The sequence below is a fragment of the Chryseobacterium caseinilyticum genome (assembly GCF_014837145.1).
GTDB lineage: Bacteria > Bacteroidota > Bacteroidia > Flavobacteriales > Weeksellaceae > Chryseobacterium > Chryseobacterium caseinilyticum.
Window position 1 is genome coordinate 364,506 of sequence record NZ_JACYFS010000003.1, and the last position, 26,960, is coordinate 391,465.

Annotated in this window: 24 protein-coding genes and 2 tRNA genes; 17 read left to right on the plus strand and 9 right to left on the minus strand. The window is 37.3% G+C overall.

Translation table 11 applies throughout. The annotated features are described in order from the left end of the window. The 6 genes from IC610_RS12380 to IC610_RS12405 form a co-directional block, all read right to left on the minus strand. A partial coding sequence (locus IC610_RS12380; RefSeq protein WP_191737134.1) for a DUF5686 family protein occupies positions 1 to 2,386 on the minus strand: 2,386 nt, incomplete at its 3' end. A gap of 255 nt (positions 2,387 to 2,641) precedes the next feature. Beyond that, complete coding sequence (locus tag IC610_RS12385; RefSeq protein WP_191737135.1) at positions 2,642 to 2,968, minus strand: GIY-YIG nuclease family protein; 327 nt, start codon at positions 2,966 to 2,968, stop codon at positions 2,642 to 2,644. Positions 2,969 to 2,985: 17 nt separating this feature from the next. Next, positions 2,986 to 3,059, minus strand: a tRNA-Asn gene (locus IC610_RS12390). 180 nt (positions 3,060 to 3,239) lie between these two features. Then, positions 3,240 to 3,313, minus strand: a tRNA-Asn gene (locus IC610_RS12395). Between the two features lie 80 nt (positions 3,314 to 3,393). After that, positions 3,394 to 4,872, minus strand: a complete 1,479-nt coding sequence (gene rseP / locus IC610_RS12400; RefSeq protein WP_191737136.1) for an RIP metalloprotease RseP — start codon at positions 4,870 to 4,872, stop codon at positions 3,394 to 3,396. A gap of 100 nt (positions 4,873 to 4,972) precedes the next feature. After that, entirely contained in the window at positions 4,973 to 5,413 is a 441-nt protein-coding gene (locus IC610_RS12405) for a DUF6646 family protein (protein ID WP_191737137.1), read from the minus strand. A gap of 94 nt (positions 5,414 to 5,507) precedes the next feature. On the opposite strand from IC610_RS12405, the gene IC610_RS12410 reads away from it, so the two are divergent. Next, the gene (locus tag IC610_RS12410; protein ID WP_191737138.1) at positions 5,508 to 6,260 is read left to right on the plus strand and encodes a nitrilase-related carbon-nitrogen hydrolase; all 753 of its coding nucleotides are present in this window, start codon (positions 5,508 to 5,510) and stop codon (positions 6,258 to 6,260) included. Between the two features lie 119 nt (positions 6,261 to 6,379). On the opposite strand, the gene IC610_RS12415 is transcribed toward IC610_RS12410, so the two are convergent. From IC610_RS12415 to IC610_RS12425, 3 genes are read right to left on the minus strand one after another with little or no spacing between them, the layout of a single operon-like run. Then, a complete protein-coding gene (locus IC610_RS12415) occupies positions 6,380 to 6,679 on the minus strand; it encodes a thioredoxin family protein (protein ID WP_191737139.1) in 300 nt (99 codons plus the stop codon). Between the two features lie 14 nt (positions 6,680 to 6,693). After that, positions 6,694 to 7,278, minus strand: coding sequence for a hypothetical protein (locus tag IC610_RS12420; protein ID WP_191737140.1), 585 nt, complete (start codon positions 7,276 to 7,278; stop codon positions 6,694 to 6,696). A gap of 1 nt (position 7,279) precedes the next feature. After that, entirely contained in the window at positions 7,280 to 8,689 is a 1,410-nt protein-coding gene (locus IC610_RS12425; RefSeq protein ID WP_191737141.1) for an MBL fold metallo-hydrolase, read from the minus strand. 288 nt (positions 8,690 to 8,977) lie between these two features. Between IC610_RS12425 and IC610_RS12430 the strand changes: the two genes are divergently transcribed. From IC610_RS12430 to IC610_RS12505, 16 genes are all read left to right on the plus strand, one after another. Then, on the plus strand, positions 8,978 to 10,504 hold the full coding sequence (locus IC610_RS12430; protein ID WP_191737142.1) for a helicase HerA-like domain-containing protein: 1,527 nt from the start codon (positions 8,978 to 8,980) through the stop codon (positions 10,502 to 10,504). Between the two features lie 127 nt (positions 10,505 to 10,631). Next, positions 10,632 to 11,855, plus strand: coding sequence for a 3'-5' exonuclease (locus tag IC610_RS12435; RefSeq protein WP_191737143.1), 1,224 nt, complete (start codon positions 10,632 to 10,634; stop codon positions 11,853 to 11,855). Positions 11,856 to 12,109: 254 nt separating this feature from the next. Beyond that, positions 12,110 to 13,309, plus strand: a complete 1,200-nt coding sequence (gene lysA, locus IC610_RS12440; protein WP_056082803.1) for a diaminopimelate decarboxylase — start codon at positions 12,110 to 12,112, stop codon at positions 13,307 to 13,309. A gap of 65 nt (positions 13,310 to 13,374) precedes the next feature. Further along, the gene (locus tag IC610_RS12445) at positions 13,375 to 14,085 is read left to right on the plus strand and encodes an energy transducer TonB (RefSeq protein ID WP_191737144.1); all 711 of its coding nucleotides are present in this window, start codon (positions 13,375 to 13,377) and stop codon (positions 14,083 to 14,085) included. A gap of 298 nt (positions 14,086 to 14,383) precedes the next feature. Then, positions 14,384 to 16,117, plus strand: coding sequence for a thiamine pyrophosphate-dependent enzyme (locus IC610_RS12450; RefSeq protein WP_191737145.1), 1,734 nt, complete (start codon positions 14,384 to 14,386; stop codon positions 16,115 to 16,117). An 11-nt stretch (positions 16,118 to 16,128) separates the two neighbouring features. Further along, positions 16,129 to 17,346: an MFS transporter gene (locus IC610_RS12455; RefSeq protein WP_228462915.1), complete on the plus strand. Its 1,218-nt coding sequence runs from the start codon at positions 16,129 to 16,131 to the stop codon at positions 17,344 to 17,346. A 66-nt stretch (positions 17,347 to 17,412) separates the two neighbouring features. Further along, positions 17,413 to 17,901 (plus strand): hypothetical protein, encoded by a 489-nt coding sequence (locus IC610_RS12460; RefSeq protein ID WP_191737147.1) that lies wholly within the window; start codon positions 17,413 to 17,415, stop codon positions 17,899 to 17,901. Positions 17,902 to 17,904: 3 nt separating this feature from the next. Continuing rightward, positions 17,905 to 18,318, plus strand: a complete 414-nt coding sequence (locus IC610_RS12465; RefSeq protein WP_191737148.1) for an energy transducer TonB — start codon at positions 17,905 to 17,907, stop codon at positions 18,316 to 18,318. An 89-nt stretch (positions 18,319 to 18,407) separates the two neighbouring features. Then, complete coding sequence (locus tag IC610_RS12470) at positions 18,408 to 19,157, plus strand: energy transducer TonB (protein WP_191737149.1); 750 nt, start codon at positions 18,408 to 18,410, stop codon at positions 19,155 to 19,157. A 156-nt stretch (positions 19,158 to 19,313) separates the two neighbouring features. Then, complete coding sequence (miaB, locus tag IC610_RS12475) at positions 19,314 to 20,747, plus strand: tRNA (N6-isopentenyl adenosine(37)-C2)-methylthiotransferase MiaB (protein WP_191737150.1); 1,434 nt, start codon at positions 19,314 to 19,316, stop codon at positions 20,745 to 20,747. Between the two features lie 22 nt (positions 20,748 to 20,769). Further along, positions 20,770 to 21,357, plus strand: coding sequence for a DUF1016 N-terminal domain-containing protein (locus tag IC610_RS12480; protein ID WP_191737151.1), 588 nt, complete (start codon positions 20,770 to 20,772; stop codon positions 21,355 to 21,357). Between the two features lie 9 nt (positions 21,358 to 21,366). After that, entirely contained in the window at positions 21,367 to 21,789 is a 423-nt protein-coding gene (locus IC610_RS12485; RefSeq protein WP_191737152.1) for a hypothetical protein, read from the plus strand. Between the two features lie 80 nt (positions 21,790 to 21,869). Then, positions 21,870 to 23,165 carry a sigma-54 interaction domain-containing protein gene (locus IC610_RS12490; protein WP_191737153.1) on the plus strand — a complete coding sequence of 432 codons (1,296 nt, stop codon included), beginning with the start codon at positions 21,870 to 21,872 and terminating at the stop codon, positions 23,163 to 23,165. Positions 23,166 to 23,188: 23 nt separating this feature from the next. After that, positions 23,189 to 23,890, plus strand: a complete 702-nt coding sequence (locus IC610_RS12495) for a spermidine synthase family protein (RefSeq protein ID WP_191737154.1) — start codon at positions 23,189 to 23,191, stop codon at positions 23,888 to 23,890. 11 nt (positions 23,891 to 23,901) lie between these two features. Then, positions 23,902 to 24,423, plus strand: coding sequence for an LPS assembly lipoprotein LptE (gene lptE, locus IC610_RS12500; RefSeq protein WP_056082774.1), 522 nt, complete (start codon positions 23,902 to 23,904; stop codon positions 24,421 to 24,423). Position 24,424: 1 nt separating this feature from the next. Continuing rightward, the gene (locus IC610_RS12505) at positions 24,425 to 26,893 is read left to right on the plus strand and encodes a midas domain-containing protein (RefSeq protein ID WP_191737155.1); all 2,469 of its coding nucleotides are present in this window, start codon (positions 24,425 to 24,427) and stop codon (positions 26,891 to 26,893) included. Positions 26,894 to 26,960 lie beyond the last annotated feature (67 nt).

Genomic DNA, 26,960 nt, shown 5'->3' on the forward strand with positions numbered 1-26,960 from the left:
CATATTCATAATAAATCTGCTGATCTGGCGCCGAGTATTTTAAATTGTCAACATTGATATTTTTAGAAGCGTCACTGAGGGTTCCGTAAGCTCCTCTGATGAAAGCGACTTCCCTTAACTTCAGTTTCTTAATTAATGGGATAAATGAGAGTATTTTGCCGTTGAAATGATGTTCAATGTGAAGAGTAGAATAGGTGTCTGCTACAAACTCATAATAATTCAGCTGTGCAAAGGTATTCGGAACCAAACCATAACTCTGGTTAGCCGGAATAATATTCTGCAGCGCCAAAGGAACAGTGTCAAAGTTTTTCCCTGCTTCAAAATTCAGGAAGGTTTTCCCCCAGCTTCCGAGCAGCATCGGTTTGTAAAACATAAACTGCAGTTTGTTGTAGTTGAAATCTGCATTAAACAAACCTTCAATTCCACGTGTGTATTTTAAAACGATTGTTGGTGCAAGTGTGCTGTGTTCATATCTGTCGACACCGGTTTGTGAGAATTTCGCTCCCGGTCTGGCAATTAAACTGATGGTAACGCGCGAATCATTTACGGTTTTTCTAAGGTCACCATTTCTGTAATACATCAGATTGAAATCTTCCGGATTGGCAGATTTAATGCTTTGTATAGTTCCATCTACACGTACCTGAAAGTTTTTCCATGGCTCTACCGATGTGAAAAAGCTCGTCTGGATAACCGAACTTAAAGATGCATTTTCTCCTCTGGCAAAAACCGTTGAAGAGGCAAATGAACGGGATAAAATTCCATCTTCTGTGGTCAGCTGTACGCCAAGCTGTGTGATATCTCTCTTGGTTCCTCCACCAATCATAAAACGGTTGACACGGTTGAACATATAACGCCCTTCCACACCATATTTAAATTGCTGGTCTTTAAAACCATATGCGTTGTAAAATTCAATTCTCCAAGGATCATTTTGGGTAAAATAGGTCCTCGCCCCAATTCTGATTCTGTCACCTTCGACCTCATTTTTTCCATAGATGGAAGTGATTGGCCCTAAGTCAATACCCTTTTTAACATTGTAATATCGTGATGCCAGTGTTTCATACAGTTTTACAATTCGGTTGAATTTCGGTGTCTGCTGAAGCTTTTCAAGCATTTCGTAAACACCTTTTTCCTGTTTCGAAAGGGAGTCGGGTCTCGCAGCAGTCCAGAATTCATCGTTTTTTTCTACAAATTTGGCATCGTACTCTTCTTCTTTCCGGATAAAGATTTCGTCAGCCAGAGGTTTGTTAAACTGATAATCTGAATAATTAACAGACCGTTTTGCAAGCAGACTTTTAGAATTTTTCTTTTTTGAAAAAGGGGTAAGTTCAATTTGAGTTACCAGTTTTTTCGGCAGGAAAGTTTCATCATCAGGATTGCTGTATTCCAGTTCAGTATAAATTGAATTGATGAAATTTACACTGATTTTGCTGGTCGATCTCAAAGTAGCTCCCAAAACAGCATATGTTTCCGTGTCAATATAAAGATAGCCCTGAAAAGCCAGAACATCTTTTCTGCGAGGTTCGTAGCGGATTCTGTAGGCTCGGTTTCCGCTGATGGAAATAGTGTCGCTCAGCTGATAATCGTAAGTACTGAAGCCATCGGTAGATACGGGACTTTGAAATCCGATATCAAAATAATTTAAAGTATTATCGTAAATGTTGATATCACGGTAAAGATTTTTCGCCGTAATGGCCACCACCTGATTATCCTGAAATCCCGAAGTTTTCTGTGCAGTAAGAAGTTTTTTAGTCTTTTTGGAAGGTTTGTTTAAGCCGTAGTTTTCATAAATAGATTCGTTGAGGAAGACGGGCAAAGCCATTGTTCCGTTGGCTGTGGAATCGGCGTAGTCGAAAATAAAATCGAGTTTATTAAAAACCTTCCGGTTCATAAATGCGCTGTCGATATTATTGGCGTCAAACTGAATTTTTTCGTATTCTTTATAGCTGTAGCTGTCGAATTTTTCGAGCCCGTTGTTTCTTTTGCGCTTCCAGACTTCCTGCATAATGGCGTAGGCAGGATTTTCTTTCTTGTTTTTGTATTTCGGCTTGGTATTCTGAATGACAACTTCTGCAATTGCACTTTCCTTTTCAGGAGAAAGTTTGATCTGAAGATTATTCTCAATAGCCGTGACTTCAAATGAAGCATAGTTTTTTCTTTCAAACCTGATCTTGTAGATAACCGTGTCTGAACTTACCGTAAACTGTGATGAAGTTGTCGTTAAAGCGGCTGCAGTCTTATCGTTAATGAAGATGCTGACTCCTGTGAGGTCTTTATTGGTTTTAGCGTCTGAAATTTTTCCGGTAACGGAAGTCTGTGCGAAAAAAAATCCTGTGGTAAAGAGGGAAGATATAAAAAGAAAATATTTATAAATCTGTGTAGACATCATTTGATTCATCGAGCATTTAGCTTAAACAAAAAGCGTGCTGTAAATTATTTAAACTAAAATATTTAAAGGGCTTTTGTCTCTGATTATTAAGGTGCAAATGTAACGAAAAAAACAGTCTTGATATTGTGTGCGAATGAAAGTTTATTGTTTACAATTATAATATGTCTCAAAAGGTTATAAAAAAGAAAAAGACTCACATTTCTGTAAGTCTTTTTGCTCCTCCTGCTGGTCCCGCACGTGCGGGAGACCCTCTGATTAATCCCGAAGTATCGGGACTCTAACCAACTGAGCTAATTCTCCTGCGAGTTGTGATTCTGTATCACAAAGCATTTGCAGAAATTTTCTTGATTTCTGTTTTTTAATAAATTTTTCAATTTTTAGCGCAGCAGATTTCTCTGTTGAAACCTCAAAAAGAGCAATCATTTTCCAAGGGCGGAATTTTCGTGTAAAAGTATTAAAGTTTTCCTGCTGATTATGTTTCAGGAGTCTTTCTGCTGGATGCTCGGTGTATCCAATGTAGTATTTGTCTGCAGATTCAGAATGTAAAATATAGATGTAATACATAAAAAAAACCGCAATCATTTTTGACTGCGGTTTTGCTCCTCCTGCTGGGCTCGAACCAGCGACCCTCTGATTAACAGTCAGATGCTCTAACCAACTGAGCTAAGGAGGAATGTTCCTCGTTTAAGGTGGTGCAAATATAAAAGGAAAAATAATATTATACAAATATTTTGTAGCTAAAAGTGCCGTAAACAGCCTATCAGATTATTTTTCAGGATTTTAAATTTTAAAATTAATAACAATACTAAAAGTTATAAACAAAAAAAGACCTACATTTCTGTAAGTCTTTTTGCTCCTCCTGCTGGGCTCGAACCAGCGACCCTCTGATTAACAGTCAGATGCTCTAACCAACTGAGCTAAGGAGGAATGTCCTTATTTTTAAGTGGTGCAAATATAGGACGGATATTTATACCACGCAAGTTTTTAAATTAATTTTTTTAAAAAAATTAAAATCCTCCGGTTATCATTTTAAAAATGTCATTTCCGAAAATCAGTAACATCAATCCAAGCAGGAAGATAACTCCAACCATCTGAGCGTTTTCCAGTATTTTTTGTGGCACTGGCTTTCCAACAATCATCTCGTACAAAGTAAAAATAACATGTCCGCCATCCAATCCAGGAATAGGAATTAAGTTTAAGAATGCCAGCCAAACGGAGAACATTGCTGTAAAACTCCAGAACCAGGTCCAGTCAATCGAAAGACTGCCGTCTTTTGCTTTATCTACCTGCATTTTGTTGATGATGGCCAACGGGCCGCCTACTTTTTCATAACCTTTCACCTTTTTATTGAAGATCAGTTTAAACTGCTTCACCTGATAGGTCAAACTTTCAATACTTCTTGTAAAACCTCTTCCAATAGATTGTCCGAATGTGAAATGTTTGGTTTCATAAAACTTTTTCATCTGCTTATAAGAAGCCAATCCTAAAGTTCCTTCTTTCGATACAGCCAAAACGAGTGGAGTAGTGGTGCCGTTTCTCAGTACATCAACATTAATGTTTTTTCCTGCGCTGCTTCTTACAATTTCCTGAAATTCGTCGTAATAAGTAATTTTCTTTCCATCCACACCAACTACCTGGTCACCAACTTTCAGACCTGCCTGTTCTGTTTTAGTATTGAAAATAGAATCTATTACAGCCGGAAATCTCGGTGTAAGAAAGGCTCTCGGATTTTCATCTCTGAAAGCCAAAGCTTTTCCGTCATCACTTGTCGGGAATGTTACCTCTTTTCCATCTCTCACAACAGTAATCTCGTCGCTCAATAGAACGTCTAATGCTAATTTGTCAAGATTGTTCTGGGTTTTTCCGTCTACTTTCAGAATCTTATCTCCGTCTTTGAAACCCATTGCTTTGGCAATATTGGTATAATTCATCGGAGCATTCACTTTAGCTGTGTCAAATGAGGTTTCTCCGTTAAAAAAAGATAAACTTCCAAAAATGATCCAAGCCAAAAAGAAATTTACTGTTACACCACCCAGCATAATAATCAGTCGCTGCCATGCCGGTTTTGCTCTGAATTCCCACGGTTTTGCAGGTTGTTTCAGCATTTCGGTGTCCATACTTTCGTCTACCATTCCGGCAATTTTCACATAACCTCCGAAAGGAAGCCATCCGATTCCGTATTTTACGCCTTCATGTCTTCTCCAGTCGCTTTCAGGAAGTACAGAAACGTCGATAGGCTTGAGCACCTTTTTACCGTCAACTTCTACCTCTTCTTCGGTTGGTTGGTTTTTACTTAAAAACTGATATCTCCATTTTCCATTGATCTTCTTCATGGCGAAGATGGAAAAGTAAGGGTCGAAAAATAAAAAGAATTTATCTACTTTGGTTTTAAACCATTTGGCGGGCAGGAAATGCCCAAGTTCGTGAAGAATGACTAAAATAGAAATGCTCAAAATAAATTGAAACACTTTAATTGCTATTTCCATTAATTATTTTTAAATTATAGTTTGCAAAGGTAACAATTATCAAAAGGATGCCAAACAAAAAGCTCCTCTAAATGAGAAGCTTTGTCAGATATGCCGGGAATTAAAAATTAAATGAAACACCCAGACTGCCATTGTTGCCGACTTCCGCAAATACGCCGATATTCTGTGTGAAAAAATATCTTGCGCCGATGTGAGCACCGATTCCGAATTCCTTATGCAGAACTCCGACATCTACACCGGGATAAATATCCAGTTTTTCAGGTAATTCCAGTGTTTTGTTTAAATGAAAATTAACTCTTCCGAAAGCAAAAAACCTGTTATCACTGTTGTTATCCTTAAAATTTTCGAAGTAGATATTCAGTCCCGCTCCTACAGAAATCAAATCGTTTATACCATAGTCATAGGTTCCGGCAATACCGGTTCCGTAGCCCCACGCGCTGAGCCCTGCATTCACTTTCTGGTCGCCGCTTCCGGTGTATGCCTGTGCACTCACTGCCACTCCGGAAAACATTAAAATCATCATTAAAAACAATTTCTTCATAGTCTATTTTTTAAATTAAATAAATTCTTTCGCATCAAATATAAAACCGATTTAAATCTAAAAAACGTAATTTTAAGAACTTTATTGAAAGCTTATGAAAATTAAAGGTTTAAATCTCGACATCGTCTGGAAGAATAAAAATGAAAATTTTGAATTGATCGAAAGTCAGCTTCAAAATCAGGATGCAGATTTATTTCTTCTGCCTGAAATGTTTTCAACAGGTTTTTGTATGGATGCTGCTGAAGTTTCAGATAAAAATGAAGAATCACTGGAGTTTTTAAAGAAAATTTCAAAAGAGAAAAATGCTGCTTTCTCAGGAAGTGCTTCTGTAGAAATTGATGGAAGTTTTTTTAACAGAATGTATTTTGTGAAACCAGAAGGTGAAGTTACTTTTTACGATAAAAGACATTTGTTTTCGTTCTCGGGAGAAGATAAAATTTATAAACCGGGAAAAGAAAGAGTAATTGTAGAATATCTTGGAATTCGTTTTCTGCTGCAGGTTTGCTATGATTTGAGATTCCCAGTTTTTGCAAGAAATAATAATGATTATGATGCGATTTTATATGTTGCCAACTGGCCTGAAAAAAGAGTGGAAGCGTGGGAGCATCTTCTAAAAGCGAGAGCAATTGAAAATTTATCTTATGTTTTTGGTTTAAACAGGATCGGAACCGATGGAAATGATCTTTTTTATCAGGAAAGTTCGCACTGTTTTTTTGCTGATGGAAAAGAAATTTCAGAGAAAAATGGAAATCTTGTTTCTGCGGAATTAAACTTGGAAGAATTAAAAGATTTTAGAAATCACTTCCAGTTTCTGAATGATAGGGATGATTTTGAAATTAAGATTTAGAAGTCAATCCTACAGATTTCACAGATCTTCACGGATGATAGTAAATAAAAATCTGTAAAAATCCGTGTGATCTGTGGGCAGAAAATATTTTCAGGCTTAACCTAAACCTCAGCCTCAACCTACATATACTCCTCCAAAAGCTGCGTTAAACGGTTTACATCATGCACGCCACTTTCTTTATACAGCAATTCTCCTTTTTTGAAAACCGCTAATGTCGGAACGCCACGGACACCGTACTGGGAAGCAATTGCCGGGTATTGGTCAACGTCAATTTTTACAATTCTTGCACCTTCACCCACTTTTTCTTTCACAGTTGTTAAAACTGATGACTGCACTTTGCAGGGCTGACACCATGTCGCGAAAAAGTCGATCAATACAGGTCTTTCTGATTCTATTAGTTCCTGAAATTTTTGTGACATTTTTTTAAGTATTATTAAATTTCTTTTTCAAAAAAAATATTTTTGCTTTCTAAATAAATATCCACCTCTGGAAAATCGTCAGAAATGCAGTAATCATTATCTAAATCATAAATACCTCCTGCAAAATCAGAGTATTCTAAAAAAGCAATTATTTGAGATTGAGAATTTGATCTTGCATTTTTCCAGCAACTCAATATGAATTCACGTTCTAATTTATAACGGTTTTCCCAAAAGATTGCAGAGTCAAGTTCTCCCGAACTGTCTAAATGAGCCGAGTAATCTACATTGTTTTCGCCTAAAACTTTAGTGCAGAGTTCATCAATTTCAATGTAGGAATATCCGTCAAAGTTTATTTCTGGGCGATTTATCGTAAAATCAGGTGAATAGTATTGGTAATTCGGCTCAATAAAAAGAAAACTTAAGGGACTTGGAGCATACATGAAAAGACTTACTACATAAATCTTCATGCTGTCTTCTCTAAATTTAAATTCTGAATTTAAAAATTTAGTAAGAAATTCAGTCAGAGCATCTCTTCGTGGATCCAGAAACGTTTTTATGAATGCTTTATCAATTTCTAATTCAATCTGATGGCTTATCATCTTACAATGTTTTAGACTGACAGACAAAATCTGAAACCGGAAGTTTTTCTGTTTTTTTAATCCCATTAAATCCACCTTCGATTTCAGTAAAGTTTCTGATTCCGTGTGAGTTGAGAATGCTTGCGGCGATCATGCTACGGTAACCTCCGGCACAATGCAAAAAGAAATGCTCAGAATCATCAACCGTTGAAACCCAGTCGCTGATTGTATCTAAAGGTCTGCTGTAGGCGTTGTCAATATGTTCGGCAGAATATTCGCCGATTTTTCTTACATCAATAATTTTTGAATGTTCATTAAACTGTTCTACAAATTCAGTCGGAGTAATCCTTTTCACTTCATCAATCTCTTTTGTAGAATTTTTCCATGAACTGAAACCTCCTTTTAAATAGCCAACAACATTATCAAAGCCAACTCTGCTTAATCTCGTAATCACTTCTTCTTCAGTTCCCTCGTCGGCAACCAAAAGCAGAGGGTGTTTTACATCGACGATTAAACTTCCAACCCATGGTGCAAAATCACCTTTCAAGCCAATGTTAATAGAGTTCGGAATAAATCCTTTATGAAAATCTGCAGGACCGCGCGTGTCTAAAATCAAAGCTCCGGTTTCTTCGGCAAAACTTTCAAAATCTTCAACAGAAATTGGGTTTAAACCTTTATCCATCACATCATCAAGGCTTTCATAGCCATTTTTATTCATCGCCACGTTCATCCCAAAATACTTTGGCGGAGCCGTCAGGCCATCTAAGACTTCCTTAATGAAAGATTCTTTATCCGGTTGATTCAGTGCATAATTGGTTTTTCTCTGATTGCCCAGAATATCAACCGTTTCCTTCTGCATATTCTTTCCGCAAGCCGAACCGGCGCCATGTGCAGGATAAACCGTAATGCTGTCGTCCAGCGGTAAAATTTTACTATGTAAACTTTCGTATAAAATTCCAGCAAGATCTTCCTGAGTCATCGTTCCTGCTTTTTGCGCAAGATCGGGACGGCCAACATCTCCCAAAAACAGAGTGTCGCCTGTGAAAATCGCTGTTTCTACACCGTTTTCATCGATCAGAAGGTAAGTCGTGCTTTCCATCGTGTGACCGGGAGTATGAAGGGCTTTAATTTTTATGTTTCCGATTTCAAAAATCTGATTGTCTTCTGCAATGATAGCATCAAATTCAGGCTGTGCAGTCGGTCCGTAGACGATTGGTGCGTCTGTTTTTTTGCTTAAATCTAAATGTCCTGAGACAAAATCTGCGTGAAAATGAGTTTCAAATATATATTTTAAGGTTACATTGTCTTTTTCAAGGCGGTCCAGGTACGGTTTTACTTCACGAAGCGGGTCTATGATTGCTGCTTCATTTCCTGATACAATGTAATAAGCGCCCTGTGCCAAGCAACCTGTATATATTTGTTCAATTTTCATTGAGTTTTATTTAAGATAATTATAAGGTTACAAAGTAATGAATTAATTATAAAGAAATGATAATTCTGATTGATAGTTTCTTTCAATTGTAAAATTTTCATATTTTCAATTTATATGGAACTCATTAAACTTCAACGACTAAGCGTAAGATAGAAGTTGATAAAAATTGTAGACTGTTTTATATCATATTCAACTATATTCATTTTAAAATTAGATTATTAAGAAATTCACAAAATTGAAATGGCAGTTTTTACAAAAATAATTACCTTTAGATGTTAAAAATATCAAATGGCAGACAAAACAAAATTTATTGACGAACTTTCAAAAAGATACACTCCAAAGGGAGAACATATAATTCTGGGAAAAGGAATGCTGGACGGTGATGTAGTCACAGAAGTCAACGTTACCATTCCTCTTAAAACCATAAACCGTCACGGTCTGATTGCCGGAGCCACGGGAACCGGAAAAACAAAAACACTTCAGGTTTTCGCCGAGCAGCTTTCTCACGCAGGAATTCCTTCTTTGGTTCTGGATATTAAAGGTGATTTTTCAGGAATTGCGGAGTCTGGGCAGATGAATTCTATCATTGAAGAACGTTATGCAAAAACACAGTTGCCTTATAATCCGCAGGCTTTCCCGGTAGAATTGATGAGTATTTCAGGTGGGAAAGGTGTGAAGTTGAGAGCTACTGTCACAGAATTCGGGCCTGTTTTATTAAGCAAAATTTTAGAACTGAATGATACGCAGCAAAGTATCATGTCAATTGTTTTTAAATATTGTGATGACAAAGGTTTGCCTCTGATTGATTTAAATGACTTAAAGAAAGTTCTTCAGTATGTAACCGACAATCCTCAGGGAAAAGCTGAACTATCTGCCAATTACGGTTCAATTGCTTCGGCTTCTTTGGGCGCAATTTTACGGTCGATTGTTGCACTGGAACAGCAGGGAGCCGCAGATTTCTTCGGAGAACTGAGCTTTGATGTTCATGATTTGCTTGAAACGAGAGATGGGAAAGGGGTTGTTAATATTTTAAGAGTTGCCGATATTCAGAATAAACCACAGCTTTTCTCCACATTTATGCTTTCGCTTTTTGCTGAAATTTACATGACTTTCCCTGAAGAAGGCGACAGCGGAAAACCGAAATTGGTGCTGTTCATCGATGAAGCGCACCTGATTTTTGATGAATCTTCAAAAGCACTGGTTTCACAAATTGAAACGATGGTGAAGCTGATCCGTTCAAAAGGGGTTGGAATTTATTTTATCACACAAATTCCGGGTGATGTTCCTGAAAATGTGCTTTCACAGTTAGGTTTAAAAATCCAGCATGCGCTGAGAGGTTTTACCGCAAAAGATAAAAAGGAAATTTCAAAAGCAGTTGAGAATTATCCGACCACAGAATTTTACAATGCCTCAGAACTAATTCAGAACTTAGGAATTGGTGAAGCTTTTGTCACCGCTTTGGATGAAAAAGGAATTCCAACGCCTCTGGTTCATACATATCTGATTTCTCCGGAATCCAGAATGGATGTTCTGAACGATGCTGAAGTTTCAGAACTGACCTCAAGATCAGCACTGGTTTCAAAATATGAAAAACCAGTCGACAGCGAGTCTGCGTACGAAATTTTAGTAAAAAGAATGGAGCAGGCGGTTGAAAATTCAGCCCCGACTCAAAAAACAAAACCTGTAAAAGAAGAGCCGGGAATGTTTGAGCAGGTGATGAAAAGCAGTGCCGGAAGAACATTTGCAAATACTTTGATGCGTGAAGGTGCGAAAGCGATTTTGGGAATGTTGGGCTTAGGAAAACGGAGAAGATAATGGTACGGCTTTCAGGCTTTATGATTAATTTTATTATTTTAGCAGATTGGTCAAACCACTGAAGCGGATTTGTCGTTGATTGTTGTAAAGGTTTGGTAATTAAGAAAAGAAGATTTATTTAGATATAATGTATTCAATTATAGACATAGAGAGTAATGGTGCGGGATTCAGGAAAGAAAGCATTATTGATATTGCCATCTACAAATATGACGGTCACAAAATTGTGGATCAGTTTATTTCGCTGGTCAATCCCGAAAGTGATATCACTCCTTTTGTACAGAAACTGACCAACATCAGCCCGAAAATGGTGAAAACCGCTCCGAAATTTCACGAACTGGCAAAAAGAGTGGTTGAAATTACAAAAGGTACAACCCTGGTAGGGCACAACATTGATTTTGATTACAGAATGCTTCGCCAGTCGTTTCAGCGGCTTGGTTATGATTTCAAAATCAATACTTTAGATACAATTCCTTTAGCTAAAAAACTGATTCCGGATGAGGTAAGCTATTCGCTTCAAAAACTTGTGAAATCTTTAGGAATTCCGTTGACTAATGCACACAGAGCAGACGGCGATGCCAGAGCAACACTGGAACTTTTTAAACTTTTGGTTTCAAAGGATACTGAGAATGAAATTATTCAGAAACAGCATGATGAGACCAATGCAAAGACTTACATTAACAAAATAAAGCTGTTAACTCAGGATTTGCCCAACGAAAAGGGTTTTGTTTACTTTCAGGACGGGAACGGGAAAATTATTTTTTCGGAGCACGCTCAGGACATCAACAAATTTTCGAAGAAGATTTTTAATTCCAAATCTAAAAAGTGGGAGCCAGTTCAGAAAGCTGTTGAGCAGATTAATTTTGAACTGACCGGGACGGAAATTATCGCAAAACTGATTCTGAACTCCAAAAATATCAGAAAAAGAGATATTTTTCCTTACGGGCTCTATTTCAGAAACAGTCAGTATGTAGTTGAAAAAACAAAACTGAATAAGACCGAAAAGCCCATCATTAAATTTAAATCTTACACTCAGGGAGCCAAAGCGATTCAGTTTTTAGCCACAAAACCTGAATTTGAATTCGCTGAAGTCCTTCAGAATACCATTGAATTTAAGAAAAGAAACGAACTCTGGCTTGGCGCAGGCAGAAAATTAGGTGAAAAACTGTTCATCATTATCGAACAGGGAAAGGTGAAATCTTACGGTTTCTACGAACTTTTCACACAGATTCAGACTTTAAGCAAAATATCAAAACTAAAAATAGACACCTGTTTTCAGTCTTCGGATTTGGTCAATGATCTTCAGATAGCACTGCTCCGCGGTGATTTTGAAACTTTACCATTGCCGAAATAGAAGAATATTTTTGTGTTCAGGCACAATTTTGTCAGCAGAAATGAAGTTTCAGATTCAATTTCTCAAAATAAATAGTATTTTTGCAAAAGAATTAAAAGTAGCAATGCAGAATTTTAAACAAAAACAAACCGGTAAGAAGGGAGCTGTAAAGTTTTCAAAGGTTTGGAATACCTAAGAGTTGCGTTGCATGAAAAAATAATGTTGTGGCAGGCTCTTTCCGAAGAATCTGCCTTTTTTTATGTAAAATTTAAAATATGACCTCAAAAGAATTATTGAAGATCGCCAATGAATTTGGCACACCGGTGTATGTTTACGATGCAGAATCCATCAAAATACAATACGAAAAACTTACATCTTCGTTTCTGAAACACACTAAGTTTTTCTACGCTGCAAAGGCACTTACCAACATCAATATTCTGAAATACGTCAAGAACCTTGGTGCTTCTCTGGATTGTGTTTCCATTAATGAGGTTAAATTAGGTTTAAAGGCTGGTTTCCCAAAAGAAAAAATACTGTTCACGCCAAACTGTGTAGACCTGGCTGAAATCGAGGAGGCGATGACCTTCGGGGTTCATATCAACATCGATAACATCTCTATTCTTGAGCAGTTCGGAAACAAATACGGAAACACGTATCCGATTTTGGTAAGAATCAATCCGCATATTTTTGCAGGCGGAAACTATAAAATCTCAACAGGACACATCGATTCTAAATTCGGTATTTCCATTCATCAGGTTCGTCATATCGAAAGGGTGATGAAATCTACAAATCTTAATGTTGAAGGGCTTCACATGCACACGGGAAGTGAAATTAAAGATCCGGATGTTTTCCTTCAGGCTCTTGAAATCATGCTTGAATTATCAGAACATTTCCCGAATCTGAAATATCTGGATATGGGAAGTGGTTTCAAAATTCCTTATCAGGACAGCGAAGAGGAAACGGATGTGAAAACTTTAGGTAAAAAAGTAGAAAAAGTAATCGCAGAATTTTCAAAAAATACAGGTAAGAAATTCGAACTTTGGTTTGAGCCGGGCAAGTTTTTGGTTGGGAAAAGTGGTCATTTACTGGTAAAAGCCAATGTGATTAAACAGACAACGGCAACTGTTTTTGTCGGAGTAAATTCCGGTTTTAACCATTTGATCCGTCCGATGTTCTACGATTCTTATCATCAGATTGAAAATTTATCCAATCCAAAAGGTGCTGAAAGAATTTATACTGTAGTCGGAAATATCTGTGAAACCGATACTTTCGCGTGGGACAGAAAACTAAATGAAGTGAGGGAAGGCGATGTGTTGGCTTTCCACAACGCTGGTGCTTACGGTTTTGAGATGAGTTCAAACTTTAATTCAAGGCTGAAGCCTGCCGAAGTTCTGTTTTTGGACGGAAAGGCTCATCTGATCAGAAAAAGAGATGAGTTTGAAGATTTGTTGAGAAATCAGATTGAAATATTATAATCCTGTTAAATATTAAAACACCAAAATTAAAATTTGAATTTTTTTTAAATTTGAAAAAAATACAGATGAAAAAAATAGTGTTATTTTTTATTTTGACCAGTAGCTTTTCCAGTGCACAGATTTTAGACCGGTATCCAAAAGATCAGGATGATTATCATGGTGGAAACATACAGTTCTACAAAGATTATCATAAAGTTTTAAAGGAAAAGAATCTTAAACCTTGTGACGATAAAAATGAAATGTATTCGTTTAAACTAGTTGTCTATCCGGATAGTACAGTAAAATATGTAAAGGAAGAAAACGAAGAGACGCTGAACAGAAACAAATGTACTCACGATCTTTCGAGAGAGGTTGCAAAATATTTAAAAGGCTGGAAACCTGCTGAAGTTGACGGTCAAAAGGTCGCGGCACAGACCAGTTTTTGGATTATTCCTGACGAGCTGTTTGGCGAATTGCCGGAAGGTTACGATCCTGCAAAAGATTATAAAATGCCAGAATATGATGGAGGGATTAATAATTTCAGAAAGAAAGTGGCGAAAAGCGTTGACCTTTCGCGTTTTAAATTTAAAAGTACAGTCAGACTTCAGGTCAGATTCATCATTGGTATAGACGGAGAAATGAGTGATATTCAATTGGAACAGTCATCCGGACTTAAAGAATTTGATGATATGATCGTGAAAAGTGTAGCTCAGGTTAAAAATAAATGGACACCTGCTAACATCCACGGAAGACCTGTCAAAAGCCGTTTCAGGTTGCCGCTGACGATCAGTCTTTAACTTTTTTAGAGATAAAATCTTTTGATTTAATCTGTAACAAATTGAAATAGAATTGTAAAAAGCCTGACTAAGTTCCTGAGCAGAAAAACATTTTAAATAAACTAAAAACGACTCCGCAAGTGATTGCGGAGTTTTTTTTGCTATGATGTAACCAGAAATAAAAAGTATTTTTATTGCTTCTTTAAGAAACTTTAATTGACTAAATTTGATTTTTATTTTATTTTCTGATTTTTCAGCAGAAAATAAATTGATTTCAAATTCTATTTTCAAAGTAGAAATTAATCTAAACAGTGTAATTATGGCTAAAAATATTGCAGAGCAGATTGTTGAAATGCTCGAAAACGCCAATGTTAAAAGAATATACGCCGTTACAGGCGACAGTTTAAATCATTTAAATATTGCTGTAAAGAAAAGCAGTATCGAGTGGATTCATGTAAGGCATGAAGAAGTTGGTGCTTACGCAGCAGCGGCTGAAGCAGAACTCGATGGGTTTGCAGTCTGCGCCGGAAGTTGCGGCCCGGGTCACGTTCACCTGATCAATGGAGTTTACGAAGCCCACAAATCTCACGTTCCGATGTTGGTCATTGCCTCTACCATTCCAAGCAATGAAATGGGGATGGATTATTTTCAGGAGACCAATACCATAAAATTATTTGACGACTGCAGTTATTACAATCAGATGATCACGAGACCTGAACAGGTTCAGAGAACTTTGCAGACAGCGATTCAGCATGCAATTTCCAAAAAAGGGGTTGCGGTAATCGGACTCCCGGGTGATGTTTCAGAACTGGATGCTGAAGAAGCGACGACTTCCAGTCAGATTTTTAAAACCAATCCTGTGATCCGTCCTTCAGATGAAGAATTAAATCAGCTGGCAGATTTGATCAATGACAGTAAAAAAGTCACCATCTACTGTGGAATCGGAGCTGAAAAATCCAATGTTGAAGTCGTACAATTGGCTAAATATTTAAAAGCTCCTGTTGGATATTCTTTCAGAGGTAAAATGTCCATCCAGCCCAATAATCCGAATGAAGTTGGGCTGACCGGACTTTTAGGATTGCCCTCGGCGTATCATGCCATGCACGAAGCGGATCTTGTTTTATTGCTTGGAACAGATTTTCCTTATGAGAAATTTATGCCCGTAAAGAATAAAATAGTTCAAATCGATGAAAGTCCTGAACGATTGGGCAGAAGAGCAAAACTGGAATTAGGTCTTACAGGTGATGTGAAAGAGACCATCAAAGCTTTACTTCCATTATTAAAAGAAAAAACGGATATCAATTTCCTGAATCAGCAACTTGAGTTTTACGGAAAAGTAAAAGAACATCAGTTGACCTATGTAAAAGAATTTGGTACGGAAGATAATATTCAGCCTGAATTTGTTGCCCACACTTTAGATCAGCTGGCAAAAAATGATGCGATTTTTACGGTTGATACAGGAATGTGCTGTGTCTGGGGAGCAAGATTCATAACAGGAACCGGCGAAAGAAAAATGTTAGGTTCATTTAATCACGGATCTATGGCCAATGCAATGCCGATGGCAATCGGTGCATCGCTGGCTTATCCGGGAAGACAGGTGATTGCGATGTGTGGTGACGGTGGTTTGTCGATGCTTTTGGGCGATATGGCAACCATTTTCCAGTATAAACTTCCGGTAAAACTGATCGTTTTCAACAATAGAAGTTTGGGAATGGTAAAACTCGAGATGGAAGTGGGCGGAATGCCGGATAACGAAACCGATATGATCAATCCTGATTTTGCGATGATAGCTCAGGCGATGGGCTATCCCGGAAAAAATGTTCACAAGCCGGAAGAAGTTGTTGGAGCAATTACCGAATGTTTAAATCATGACGGTCCCTATCTCTTAAACATTTTCACAAATCCGAATGCTTTGGCTTTACCTCCAAAAATTGAATTCGAACAGGTGATCGGCATGACCAAATCGATGGCACAATTGATGTTGGGCGGAAAAATGGAAGAAGCTTTAGACACTGTAAAAAGCAATTATAAACACATCAGAGAATTGTTGTAATGAGTAGTTCTTTGAAGAAATTTTATGTTATCGCCTGGATTTTCGGGCTTGTTTTTTATTTTTTAGACTACGTCATCAGATCTGCGCCAGCAGTGATGTTGCCACAGTTAGCAGGTCATTTTAAAACTAATAATCTGGATCTCGTCTGGATGATTGGAACTTATTATTATACGTATTCTACCTGTAGTTTGTTGGCCGGGATTGCTTTAGATAAATTAGGAGGTAAGAAATCTCTTTTTGCAGGAACTTTGATTTTAGGAATTGGTGCATTATTATTTTTAATTTCAAGCCAGTTTGCCGGAATTTGCGGAAGGCTTCTGCAGGGGGCGGGTTGTGCATTTGCATTTCCGGGCTGTGTTTATCTGGCGAGTAAAGGTTTTTCATCTAAATCTTTAGCAACCGCAATTGGTTTTACGCAATGTCTTGGGATGTTGGGCGGTGCATCAGGACAGTTTTTGGTTGGCCCGTGGGTAGAATCCGGAATGGATATCAATACGTTCTGGCTATGGTCTGGAATATTTACAATCATTACAGCCTTCGCACTTTATTTTGTAATACCTAAAGAAGATTCTGAACCGGAGGAAGAAACTCATTCTAAAAAATTAGGGTATTTTGAAACCTATAAAATTGTTTTTAAAAATCCTCAGTCGTGGCTCTGCGGATTGATTTCAGGGTTGCTGTTTGCTCCGACAACTATTTTTGCAATGACCTGGGCAGTTGCGTTTTTTGAAACAGATAAGCAGTTTGCGTTTCACGATGCTGCCGTAACCAGCGGAATGGTCGCTTTCGGATGGGTTTTCGGCTGCCCGTTATTAGGGTTTATCACCGATAAAATTGGCAGAAGAAAACCAGTTTTGGTTGGTGGAGCAATACTCATGATTTTAAGTCTTCTCCAGCTCGCATTTTTACCGGAATTATTTTCTGCTAAACTCACAATGTTCATCTTGGGAGTAGGCTCGGGAGCAGCAATGATTCCGTATTCTGTAATCAAAGAAGCGAATCCTGATTTTGTAAAAGGCAGTGCTACCGGCGCAATTAATTTTATCACTTTCGGAGTCACTACATTGGTCAGCCCGGTTTTCAGTCATTATTTCGGGAAGAGTTTAGGTCTGTCGGATGCTGACATTCATTTTCAGAACTCTGTAATTTTTTGGATTGCAGGAATTGTTTTGGCAATATCAGTTTCATTTTTACTGAAAGAAACAGGCAGAAAAGCAGTGGAAATTTAGAAGGAAGAGAATAATTTAAATATATTTGGTGAGAAATTTGTACGGTTTAGCACAAATTAAATTCTTATGAAATCAACATTTTTTATAGTAGCTTTTGTGTTTTCAAACTTGTTATTTGCCCAGCAGTATGATTTGGAAGATCAGGAAAGCAACGTCATCATTTCAGAAACCAATAAAAACATTCTGAAAATAGCGATCAATGATCCGCTTCAGGTTGCGGTAAAAAACTGCAAAGATTTTAAAGCAGCCAATGTTAGTGGTGGTGTCACAGCCTACACAGAGACTTTAAGAAGATACATGTTCAATTATCTTAATTCAGAATTTTATGTTTTGAACGGTGATTTCACATTTACACTTACAGTAAACGAAAAGGGTAAAATCACAAAAATTGAAGGAAGCCCGAAGGTAGACAACAGTGAAGTTTTTTTTGATGATATGAAATACATTATGAGAAGAATAAAAAATACCTGGACGCCGGCAACCTGCAACGGAAAGCCTGTCTCCAGTGAAATTAAAATTAAAATGAATTTCAATTCTGTAGCCACAGATCTTTAATTTATGAGACATCTTTATTTAATGTTGCCCTTCCTGTTGATAGGTTTTAAATCTTACGCTCAGACAGGTATTCAGAGTACTCAGAATGCTGTGGCGTACCAAAAGGCAGAATTTCCCGGTGGAGAAGAAGTTTTCCGGAAAGAATTTATGAATATGGTGCACGCTTATATTGATTCGGCACTCTACCGATTACAGGGTGATGTCACTTTTGTATTTACTGTTGGCAGCGATGGCAAAACAAAAATGTCTGAAGTACTGCCGAAGTTTAAAAATAATGAACTGTTTATAGATGATATGAGCTATGCAGTAAAGAAAATCAAAAAGAAGTGGAAGCCCGCTATGAAAAATGGATTACCTGTTGAGTCTAATTTTGTAATGAAAGTAAGATTCGGAGTAAATTCTTATGATCATGATTAATTCATGATTTCTTAATTCATATAACACGCTTAATTGAATTAGATATTTTATTTTCGCAAAAGCTCTGATCAATTCGGAGTTTTTTTGTGATGAAAAGAATTTTATTTTCAATATTGGTGTTCGCTTCGCTTATTTTGAAAGCTCAGGCTGAATTTGACGAATACAATAAATATCCGCGCGGACAATATCCTTATCAGGGTGGCGAAGCTGCTTTTTACAAAGATTTTCATGAGATCGTTACGAAAAACGGATTTCAGCCTTGTGAAAATAAAGAGGAAATCTATAATCTAAAAGTGATTATCCCCGAAAGTGGTCCCATAAAATATCTGAAAGATGAAACCAATAAAGATGCAGCAGAAAAGTACAAATGTACTTATGATTTGGGTCTTAAAGTAGTTTCCCTGATGGATAAATGGAAACCTGTAGTAATTGACGGAGAAAAGAAACAGTCTGTTGCGCAGTTTTATATTATCTCAGATCATCTTTTTGAAAATTATAAACAAGGCTACATCCCTTCCGGAATGGCGACAAATTACAATAATCAATCTGGCGGCGGAATAAATTCATTCCGGAAACTGGTTGCTGACCGAATTGATACACGTGGTTACAACTGGTCAAGAGCTTTTACGATGGTGGTAACTTTTGTGGTAAATACAGATGGCGGAATAGAGGATTTAAAAGTTGTACAGTCTTCAGGATTACCCGAATTTGACCAGAGAGTTCTTCGCGGAATCAAAAGTGTTACAGGAAAAAAACACAAATGGACTCCCGGAAAAATGGATGGTGTTCCTGTAAGGTCAAGGTTCAGATTACCTCTGCGTTTTGGTGCACCGGAATAAATTTCAGGCAAAAAACTCAAATTTCACTCCTGCCATTCTGTCACAATATTTTGTATCTTTGCAAATTCAATCGATTTGTAAATTTAATTTTTGAAATTGAATTGCACAGCAGTTCAAATCTCAAATCTCAAATCTCAAATCTCAAATCAAGATACCGTGCAGGAAAAATATATAGACGAAACAAAACAGGGCGAAGCCTTTGCCATCCTCGAAAAACCGGAAAATTCTAAAAAGCTGTTTTTGGAAAGCTACGGATGTCAGATGAATTTCTCTGATTCTGAAATCGTTGCGTCAATTCTTAACGAACAAGGCTATAACACTACTTTGAAAGTAGAAGAAGCGGATTTGATTCTTCTAAATACCTGTTCGATTCGTGAAAAAGCTGAGCAAACCGTGCGAATGCGTTTGGCTCAGTTTAAAAATCTTAAAAAAGAACGCCCAAATATGACGGTCGGAGTTTTGGGCTGTATGGCGGAAAGATTAAAAACTAAATTTTTAGAGGAAGAACAACTCGTAGATTTGGTCGTAGGTCCTGATGCTTACAGAGATTTACCGAATCTTTTGAAAGAAACCGAAGACGGGAGAGATGCCATCAACGTAATCCTTTCAAAAGAAGAAACTTATGCAGACATCAATCCGGTTCGTCTTGGCGGAAACGGTGTTACAGCTTTCGTGACTATTACACGTGGTTGCGATAATATGTGTACTTTTTGCGTGGTTCCGTTTACGAGAGGCCGTGAGAGAAGTCGTGACCCACATTCAATCATCGAAGAATGTAAAAATTTGTGGGAAAATGGTTACAAAGAAATCACTTTGCTTGGGCAGAATGTTGACTCGTATCTTTGGTACGGTGGCGGTCCGAAAAAAGATTTCGCAAAAGCTTCTGAAATGCAAAAATTAACGGCAACTAATTTCGCTCAGTTGCTTGATATGGTTGCGGTTGCTGTTCCTAAGATGAGAATCAGATTCTCAACTTCCAATCCTCACGAAATGACGGAAGAGGTTTTCAGAATGATTGCAAAGCACGATAATATCTGTAATTATGTACACCTTCCTGTTCAAAGTGGAAGCGACAGAATTCTTCAGTTGATGAACCGCCAGCACACACGTCAGGAATATTTGGATTTAATTAAAAAAGGAAAAGAAATTGTTCCCGACATTTCATTTTCACAAGATATGATTATCGGATTTTGCACCGAAACTGAGGAAGATCATCAATTGACAATGAGTTTAATGCGTGAAGTTGAGTACGACTACGGTTATATGTTCTCTTATTCAACAAGACCCGGAACACCCGCTCACAAGAAGATGGAAGATGATATTCCTGCAGATGTCAAACAACGCAGATTGGCAGAAGTAATTGCTTTGCAAGGTGAACTTTCAAGAAAAAGAATGCAGGGTTACGTGGGCAGAGTTCACGAGATTTTGATTGAAGGAATTTCCAAGAAAAATAAAAACCAGTGGAAAGGCCGAAATTCCCAAAATGCAGTTTGTGTATTTGATATGATGGAAGGTCAGAAATTGGGCGACATTGTGTCTGTATTTGTGCACGGAAATACGCAGGGAACGCTTTTGGGGGAAACGGTTTAGGAATTCGATATTTAAAATTTTAGTGGATAATCTTCAGTCTCAAAAATTATTTCAAAATATTTCTGCATTGTTAGAAAATGCAAGAAAGAGAGTCGCTATTGCTGTAGATCAGACAATGGTTCTCACCTATTTTGAAATAGGAAGAATGATTGTGGAAGATGAGCAGAATGGCGAAAATCGTGCTGAGTATGGTAAAGCTTTGCTCAAAGGTTTGTCTCTTAATTTAACGGAAAAGTTTGGTAAAGGTTTTTCTGAAACAAATCTAAAACAGATGAGACATTTTTATATGTCTTATTCAATTGGTCAGACAGTATCTGACGGATTCAAAAAAATAAGTCAGACAGTGTCTGCCGAATTTGAAACGGCTCACAATCAGCAGTTTGAAATCTCCGAAACAGATTCCCAGAAATTATTTCCAAAATTAAATCTCTCTTGGTCTCATTATCTCAAATTAATGAGAATCAAAGATTTAAATGAAAGGAAATTTTATGAAATTGAATCATTAAAAAACAATTGGAGTTTGCGGGAATTGCAGATTTTTGCCAGCAAGTATCTCACTGTTTTGCCGAGCAAGGAAGATTTTATTAAAATTTTAGAAGAAAATCAATAAACCTACACAGTGGAGAAATTTCAAAAATATTGCCTCAGTGTTTTATTGGTGATCATCAGTACCAATATTTCTGCGCAGATCAGCAACGGCACTGTAAAAAGTGAAGACTGTAAAGTGCTGTATGAAATTTACAATCAGTTTTTAAGCTCAGGACAATGTGAAGCATTAGAAAAAACCGTTTTAAATGGAAATTCAAAACGCAGGTTTTCAATTGGCGAAAAGCAGAATGCAGCCGATCTTTTTGGTTCATTCAATACACAGAATAAAAACAACCTTCATAAAACAGAAATCCGTTTTTCGGAAGAAAAGCATAATCAGCTTTTAATTGTTTTTTTAAAAGAAAATAAAAAGAACTTTATTGCTGATATTTTATATTTAAAAAGTAAGGTTTCAAAGATTAGAAACAAGGATTATTTGAATACAGTTAGCTGAAAATCAAGTCAAATTATTTATCTAACTGATTTATCTACAGCAAAGTAGATGAAAATTTAATCAAAAAAAATCTTAATTATATGAGTATCGAACTTCAAAATATAAAAAACCGTTTCGGCATCATCGGAAATTTTCCCGCTTTAAACCGTGCACTCGAAAAATCAATACAGGTGGCACCTACCGACATTTCCGTTTTGGTAGTCGGGGAAAGTGGTGTTGGGAAAGAATTTATCCCGAAAATTATTCACTCAGAATCCAAAAGAAAACATCAGCCATACATCGTCGTCAACTGTGGGGCAATACCTGAAGGAACCATCGATTCCGAGCTTTTCGGTCACGAAAAAGGTGCATTTACAGGCGCTACGGCTACAAGAAAAGGATATTTCGAAGTGGCAGACGGCGGAACAATCTTTCTTGATGAGGTTGGTGAATTGCCTTTGCAGACGCAGGTTCGTCTGTTAAGAGTTTTGGAAAGCGGTGAATTTATGAAAGTGGGTTCTTCACAGATTCAGAAAACCAATGTGAGAATTGTTGCAGCAACAAATGTAAACATGATGAAAGCCATTCAGGACGGGCGTTTCCGTGAGGATTTGTTTTACCGTCTGAATACCGTTCAGATTGATATGCCTGCTTTGAGAGAAAGAAAAGGCGACATTCATTTGTTATTCAGAAAATTCGCCATTGATTTTGCCGAAAAATACAGAATGCCAGAGCTTGAACTTGAGCCGGGCGCCGTTCATTACATCGAAAATTACACTTTCCCTGGAAATGTACGTCAGCTGAGAAATCTGGTGGAACAAATGACGGTTGTGGAGCGTGAACGAAAAGTTTCTGTGACAAAACTTACAGAATATATCCCGATGGATGCGCATTTGCCGATGGTGGTAAATCAGCCGGGCGGTCAAAAACAAACTGATTTCGGAAATGAAAGGGAAATCATATACAAAATTCTCTTCGATATGCGGAGCGATATAAATGATTTAAAATCCTTAACTTCGGAACTCATAAAGAATCGTGGAACAGGAGATCTGAGCAATCAGGAGAAAAATTTGATTAACAGAATTTACACTCCCGAATCCACGCCACAAACGGCAAGTCCGAATTCTTTGCTGTATTTTGAAAATAACAGCAACAACGGTCAGAATATTCAGAATCCTACGATCATTTCTAATGCGGATGATACTTATGAAGATTTTGAAGATATTGAAATTGAAGAAAACAAACCAGAATCTCTTTCATTGCAGAACAATGAGAAAGATTTAATTGTAAAAGCTCTGGAAAAGCATAACGGCAGAAGAAACCGTGCAGCAGACGAACTCGGGATTTCCCAGAGAACTCTGTACAGAAAAATAAAACAATATAACTTAGAAGAATAAATTATAACACTAAATCAAAAAATATGAACTTAAACTTTACCGCAAAACCAATTAATTTTAAATTCGGCGAGTACATCAACAAAGGATTTGAACTTCTAAAAAAAGATTTTGGGAACATATTCCTTGCATTTTTATGTTGTTTCGTGATGGGAATTATCCCTTTCTGCGGAATGCTTGGTGCCGGAAATTTTTATCAGTATCTAAGAAAACTGAATAAAGGTCAACAGGCAAGTCCGAGTGATATTTTCAATTTCGATAAATTTATGCCTTATTTTATTCTTCAGCTTATTTTAGTGGGAGCTATGTTGGTTCTTTATATTCCGTTTATAATTTTAATGCCGATGATTGCGTACACCCAAGGTGATGAGCCGTCTCCATGGATAGGATTTTTATTTTTTCCATTTATGTTGATGGGTTATGCAGCTCTAATTTATTTTTTACTAAAAGGATTTTACATTCCGGCGCTGATTTCTTTAAAAGACGTAACAGATATCAAGACAGCATGGAATGTTTCAAAAGTTATGACCAAAGGAAATTTGGTTTCAATATTCCTTTTTTCATTTGTTTTGGTTATTATATTATATGCTGGTATTCTTGCCTGTGGTATCGGTTTGTTCGCTACCATGCCCTTTGTCTACGTTGCCAATTATTTTGCTTACGAAGACGCCCTTCAGCAGATTGATCACGACGAAATTACCGAGATTGGCATCCAGGAAAAATTTTAAATTTAAATTAAATGAATTCTCTTAAAAATCTATTTTTACTATTCATATCTGTGAGCTTGCTGAATTCCTGCTACAGCTTCACAGGTTCATCCCTGAAAGATGAAAAAACGGTGCAGATCAACGAGTTTCCAAACAATGCTCCGTTGGTAAATCCTACGCTTTCGCAACAGTTTTCCACAGATATTCAAAACAGATTTTTACAGAGAACTACTTTGAAAGGAACAAAATCAAACCCCGATATTTTAATTGAAGGTGAGATTACAGATTATTCGATCATGCCTACCAACATCAGCTCAACTACGCAGCAGACGTCGGCCGGTACCATTCAGCAATCGCAGAATAAACTTACGATTACAATCAAAGTGCATTACGAAAACAAACTGCACCCAGACTTAAGTTTCGACAGAACGTACATGGATGAGGCAGCCTTCAACAGCGATCTTTCGCAGGCAGATATCGAAGCGTCGCAGGTGAGATTGGTAACTGAGAGAATTATCAACAAGATTTTTAATGATATTGTAGCAAACTGGTAAGATGAAAACTAGAGTTTTAGAGCTTTTAATTGAGCCCAAAAATATTCAGAATGATGATCTTCAGATTCTGAGAGATCAGATACAGGAATTTCCGTATCTTCAAAATGTGCGTGCTCTACATCTGTATGGTGTACACCTTTATGAACCGGAAAATTATCAGAAAGAACTTTCTAAAACTGCTGCCTACACTACAGATAAGAAAAATCTGTACCATCTCATCAACGGTAATTTGGAAACAAAAAAGGCAGATATTCCTTTGTCAAAAGTTTCTCAGATTACTGAAAATAAAAAAGCCTATCCCGCTTACGCTCCGAAAAACGGAGGCTTCCCGCTGAAACGTCCCGAAGAAAAGCAAGAGGTAAATACTGAAGAATCACCATACACCGCTGTACAGCCACAGCCGGAAGTTTCAAACCAGCCGGTAGAAGTGGAAGGCCAGAGAAACAGAATTCTTTTCGAAGGTGAAGAAAACTTTCTCAACGAAGAAAATACACTGAAAATTGATCTCGAATCCAGCATGGAATCAGGAAATTTGGTAACAGAAAAACTCGATGCTTCTCAGGCTTCATATCAGCCTGGTGAAGTGATATTCGAAGAAAAGCCAAATACTGAAGAAGTAGCTAAAACTGATGATCACCTTAGTTCTGAGATTAAAGAAAACGAATCAGGTTCAGAATCAAAAGAAAATGTAGCTGATGTGGATGAATCTGAAATTGAAAAGCTTGAAATTCCTAATGCAGAATCAGTAAAAGGTGAGGCTGAGGAAACGAAAATCAATTTTAATCAGTCTGAAATAAAAGTTTCACCGGAAGATAATTTTGAAAAGGCAGGTGAAATTGTTGCGGAAGAAAAAGCGGTTAGTTTTCAGGAAATTATACCTTTAGAAACTGAAAATAAGGAAGAGAAAACTATTTCTCAAGATCAGCTTAATACCAAAACAGAATTCAGTTCTGAAACAAATGTTTCTGATGATAAAATTGAAACTGATGCCAATAAATCAGAAGTAGAAAATCATGAAATGGGTGATGTGGAAGAAAAAGCGGATGAGGTTGGAGAAACGGAAATTAATTTTAATCAGTCTGAAATCAGAGTTTCACCTGACAGTAATTTAGAGGAAGCTGTGGAAGTTATCGCGGAAGATAAAGCGATAAGTTTTCAGGAAATAGCACCTTTACAGACTGAAATTAAAGAGAACGTTGAAGAAGCGGAAAAGGTTTCTCAGGATGAGGTTCAGAATCAGACCGATTTTAGTTCTGAAACGATTATTTCTGAAGATAAAATTGAATCTGATGATGAAAAACAAAAGGTCGAAGATGATTCTCAGTTGAGTTTTCACGGAACCGAATCTTTCCTTCCTGAAGTTAAAATGGAAGCAAAAACTACCGTACAGCAGGAAATCCCGGCACAGAATACACCTTCAAAAAATAAATATGAAGAGGAAATGCGCCGCCTGATTGAGCAGGTGGAGCTGAAAATGAAGGAAGCTAAAAAAGATGTACCGAAGGACGAAAAAGCGACTGAAAAAGAACAGGAAACTGTAAATTCTGAAATCAGCTTTGCGGAAACACAGTCTTTTGATGTTGCAGCTCAGTCACCGGAAGTTGTTGAAAATGAGGAAGAAAAGAAATTAAATGAAGACAAAATTTCGATGGATGATGAAGGAATTTCTGCTCAGACAGAAACGGATTCTCAGTCATCTGAAACAGAAACTGAGTCCGAAACTGTACCTTCAACTTCCTGGAAACCAATGTCCTTCGAGGTAAATACTCTGGATTACTCTATCGGAAGAAAGACTGAAGATGTTGAACAAAAACCGGCTGAAAAACCAGAGCTTTCCGTAGAAGAAAAGGCACCTGATGCTGTTCATGCCGAAGAAAAACAGGAAGTTAATACCGAAAATAAAGAGCAAGCGGAAACCGAAGAAGTTTCAGAAAATGCTGAGGAAAATGTAGAAGATGAAAAAAGTGCTCCGGCTTTTAACGTTTCTTTTTTTGGGAGTGATATCTCATCATTCATCAAATCAAATCAAAAAAGCGAAGAGGAAGCCCAGCCGGAAATTACGCCTGAACCTTCTCCTCAGCCAAAAGCCAAACCGGATCAACGCGAGATTCCTTCTATTTTAGACAGCAACGTTCCTGGTTTTATCAATACCTGGCAAAGCTGGCTGAAAATTGACAGGACAGCAGAAGTAGAAAAGGAAAAAATTGAAATCAAGGAAAAAGCAATCGAAGCTTTCATTGAAAATAATCCTAAAATCAGTCAGCTGAAAGACGAAAGCAGTTTTGTGATAAAAGAACGCAACGACGATATTTCACACCTGATGACAGAGACACTGGCAAAGCTTTATACTGAGCAGAAGCTCTACTCAAAAGCGATTCAGGCATACCAGATTTTAATTGGAAAACATCCGGATAAAAAATCTTACTTTGAAGAAAAAATTCAGGAGGTAAAAGACACCAGAGGTAGATAGTAAAAGCAAAAACAGATCATTTCCGATCTGTTTTTTTATTTCGTTTTAGTAGATTGAATATATCAAA

Coding starts and splice junctions, on each gene's coding strand:
- IC610_RS12385 (WP_191737135.1), bottom strand. CDS start 2,968: ATGATTGCGGTTTTTTTTATGTATTACATCTATATTTTACATTCTGAA.
- rseP (WP_191737136.1), bottom strand. CDS start 4,872: ATGGAAATAGCAATTAAAGTGTTTCAATTTATTTTGAGCATTTCTATT.
- IC610_RS12405 (WP_191737137.1), bottom strand. CDS start 5,413: ATGAAGAAATTGTTTTTAATGATGATTTTAATGTTTTCCGGAGTGGCA.
- IC610_RS12410 (WP_191737138.1), top strand. CDS start 5,508: ATGAAAATTAAAGGTTTAAATCTCGACATCGTCTGGAAGAATAAAAAT.
- IC610_RS12415 (WP_191737139.1), bottom strand. CDS start 6,679: ATGTCACAAAAATTTCAGGAACTAATAGAATCAGAAAGACCTGTATTG.
- IC610_RS12420 (WP_191737140.1), bottom strand. CDS start 7,278: ATGATAAGCCATCAGATTGAATTAGAAATTGATAAAGCATTCATAAAA.
- IC610_RS12425 (WP_191737141.1), bottom strand. CDS start 8,689: ATGAAAATTGAACAAATATATACAGGTTGCTTGGCACAGGGCGCTTAT.
- IC610_RS12430 (WP_191737142.1), top strand. CDS start 8,978: ATGGCAGACAAAACAAAATTTATTGACGAACTTTCAAAAAGATACACT.
- IC610_RS12435 (WP_191737143.1), top strand. CDS start 10,632: ATGTATTCAATTATAGACATAGAGAGTAATGGTGCGGGATTCAGGAAA.
- lysA (WP_056082803.1), top strand. CDS start 12,110: ATGACCTCAAAAGAATTATTGAAGATCGCCAATGAATTTGGCACACCG.
- IC610_RS12445 (WP_191737144.1), top strand. CDS start 13,375: ATGAAAAAAATAGTGTTATTTTTTATTTTGACCAGTAGCTTTTCCAGT.
- IC610_RS12450 (WP_191737145.1), top strand. CDS start 14,384: ATGGCTAAAAATATTGCAGAGCAGATTGTTGAAATGCTCGAAAACGCC.
- IC610_RS12460 (WP_191737147.1), top strand. CDS start 17,413: ATGAAATCAACATTTTTTATAGTAGCTTTTGTGTTTTCAAACTTGTTA.
- IC610_RS12465 (WP_191737148.1), top strand. CDS start 17,905: ATGAGACATCTTTATTTAATGTTGCCCTTCCTGTTGATAGGTTTTAAA.
- IC610_RS12470 (WP_191737149.1), top strand. CDS start 18,408: ATGAAAAGAATTTTATTTTCAATATTGGTGTTCGCTTCGCTTATTTTG.
- IC610_RS12490 (WP_191737153.1), top strand. CDS start 21,870: ATGAGTATCGAACTTCAAAATATAAAAAACCGTTTCGGCATCATCGGA.
- IC610_RS12495 (WP_191737154.1), top strand. CDS start 23,189: ATGAACTTAAACTTTACCGCAAAACCAATTAATTTTAAATTCGGCGAG.
- lptE (WP_056082774.1), top strand. CDS start 23,902: ATGAATTCTCTTAAAAATCTATTTTTACTATTCATATCTGTGAGCTTG.
- IC610_RS12505 (WP_191737155.1), top strand. CDS start 24,425: ATGAAAACTAGAGTTTTAGAGCTTTTAATTGAGCCCAAAAATATTCAG.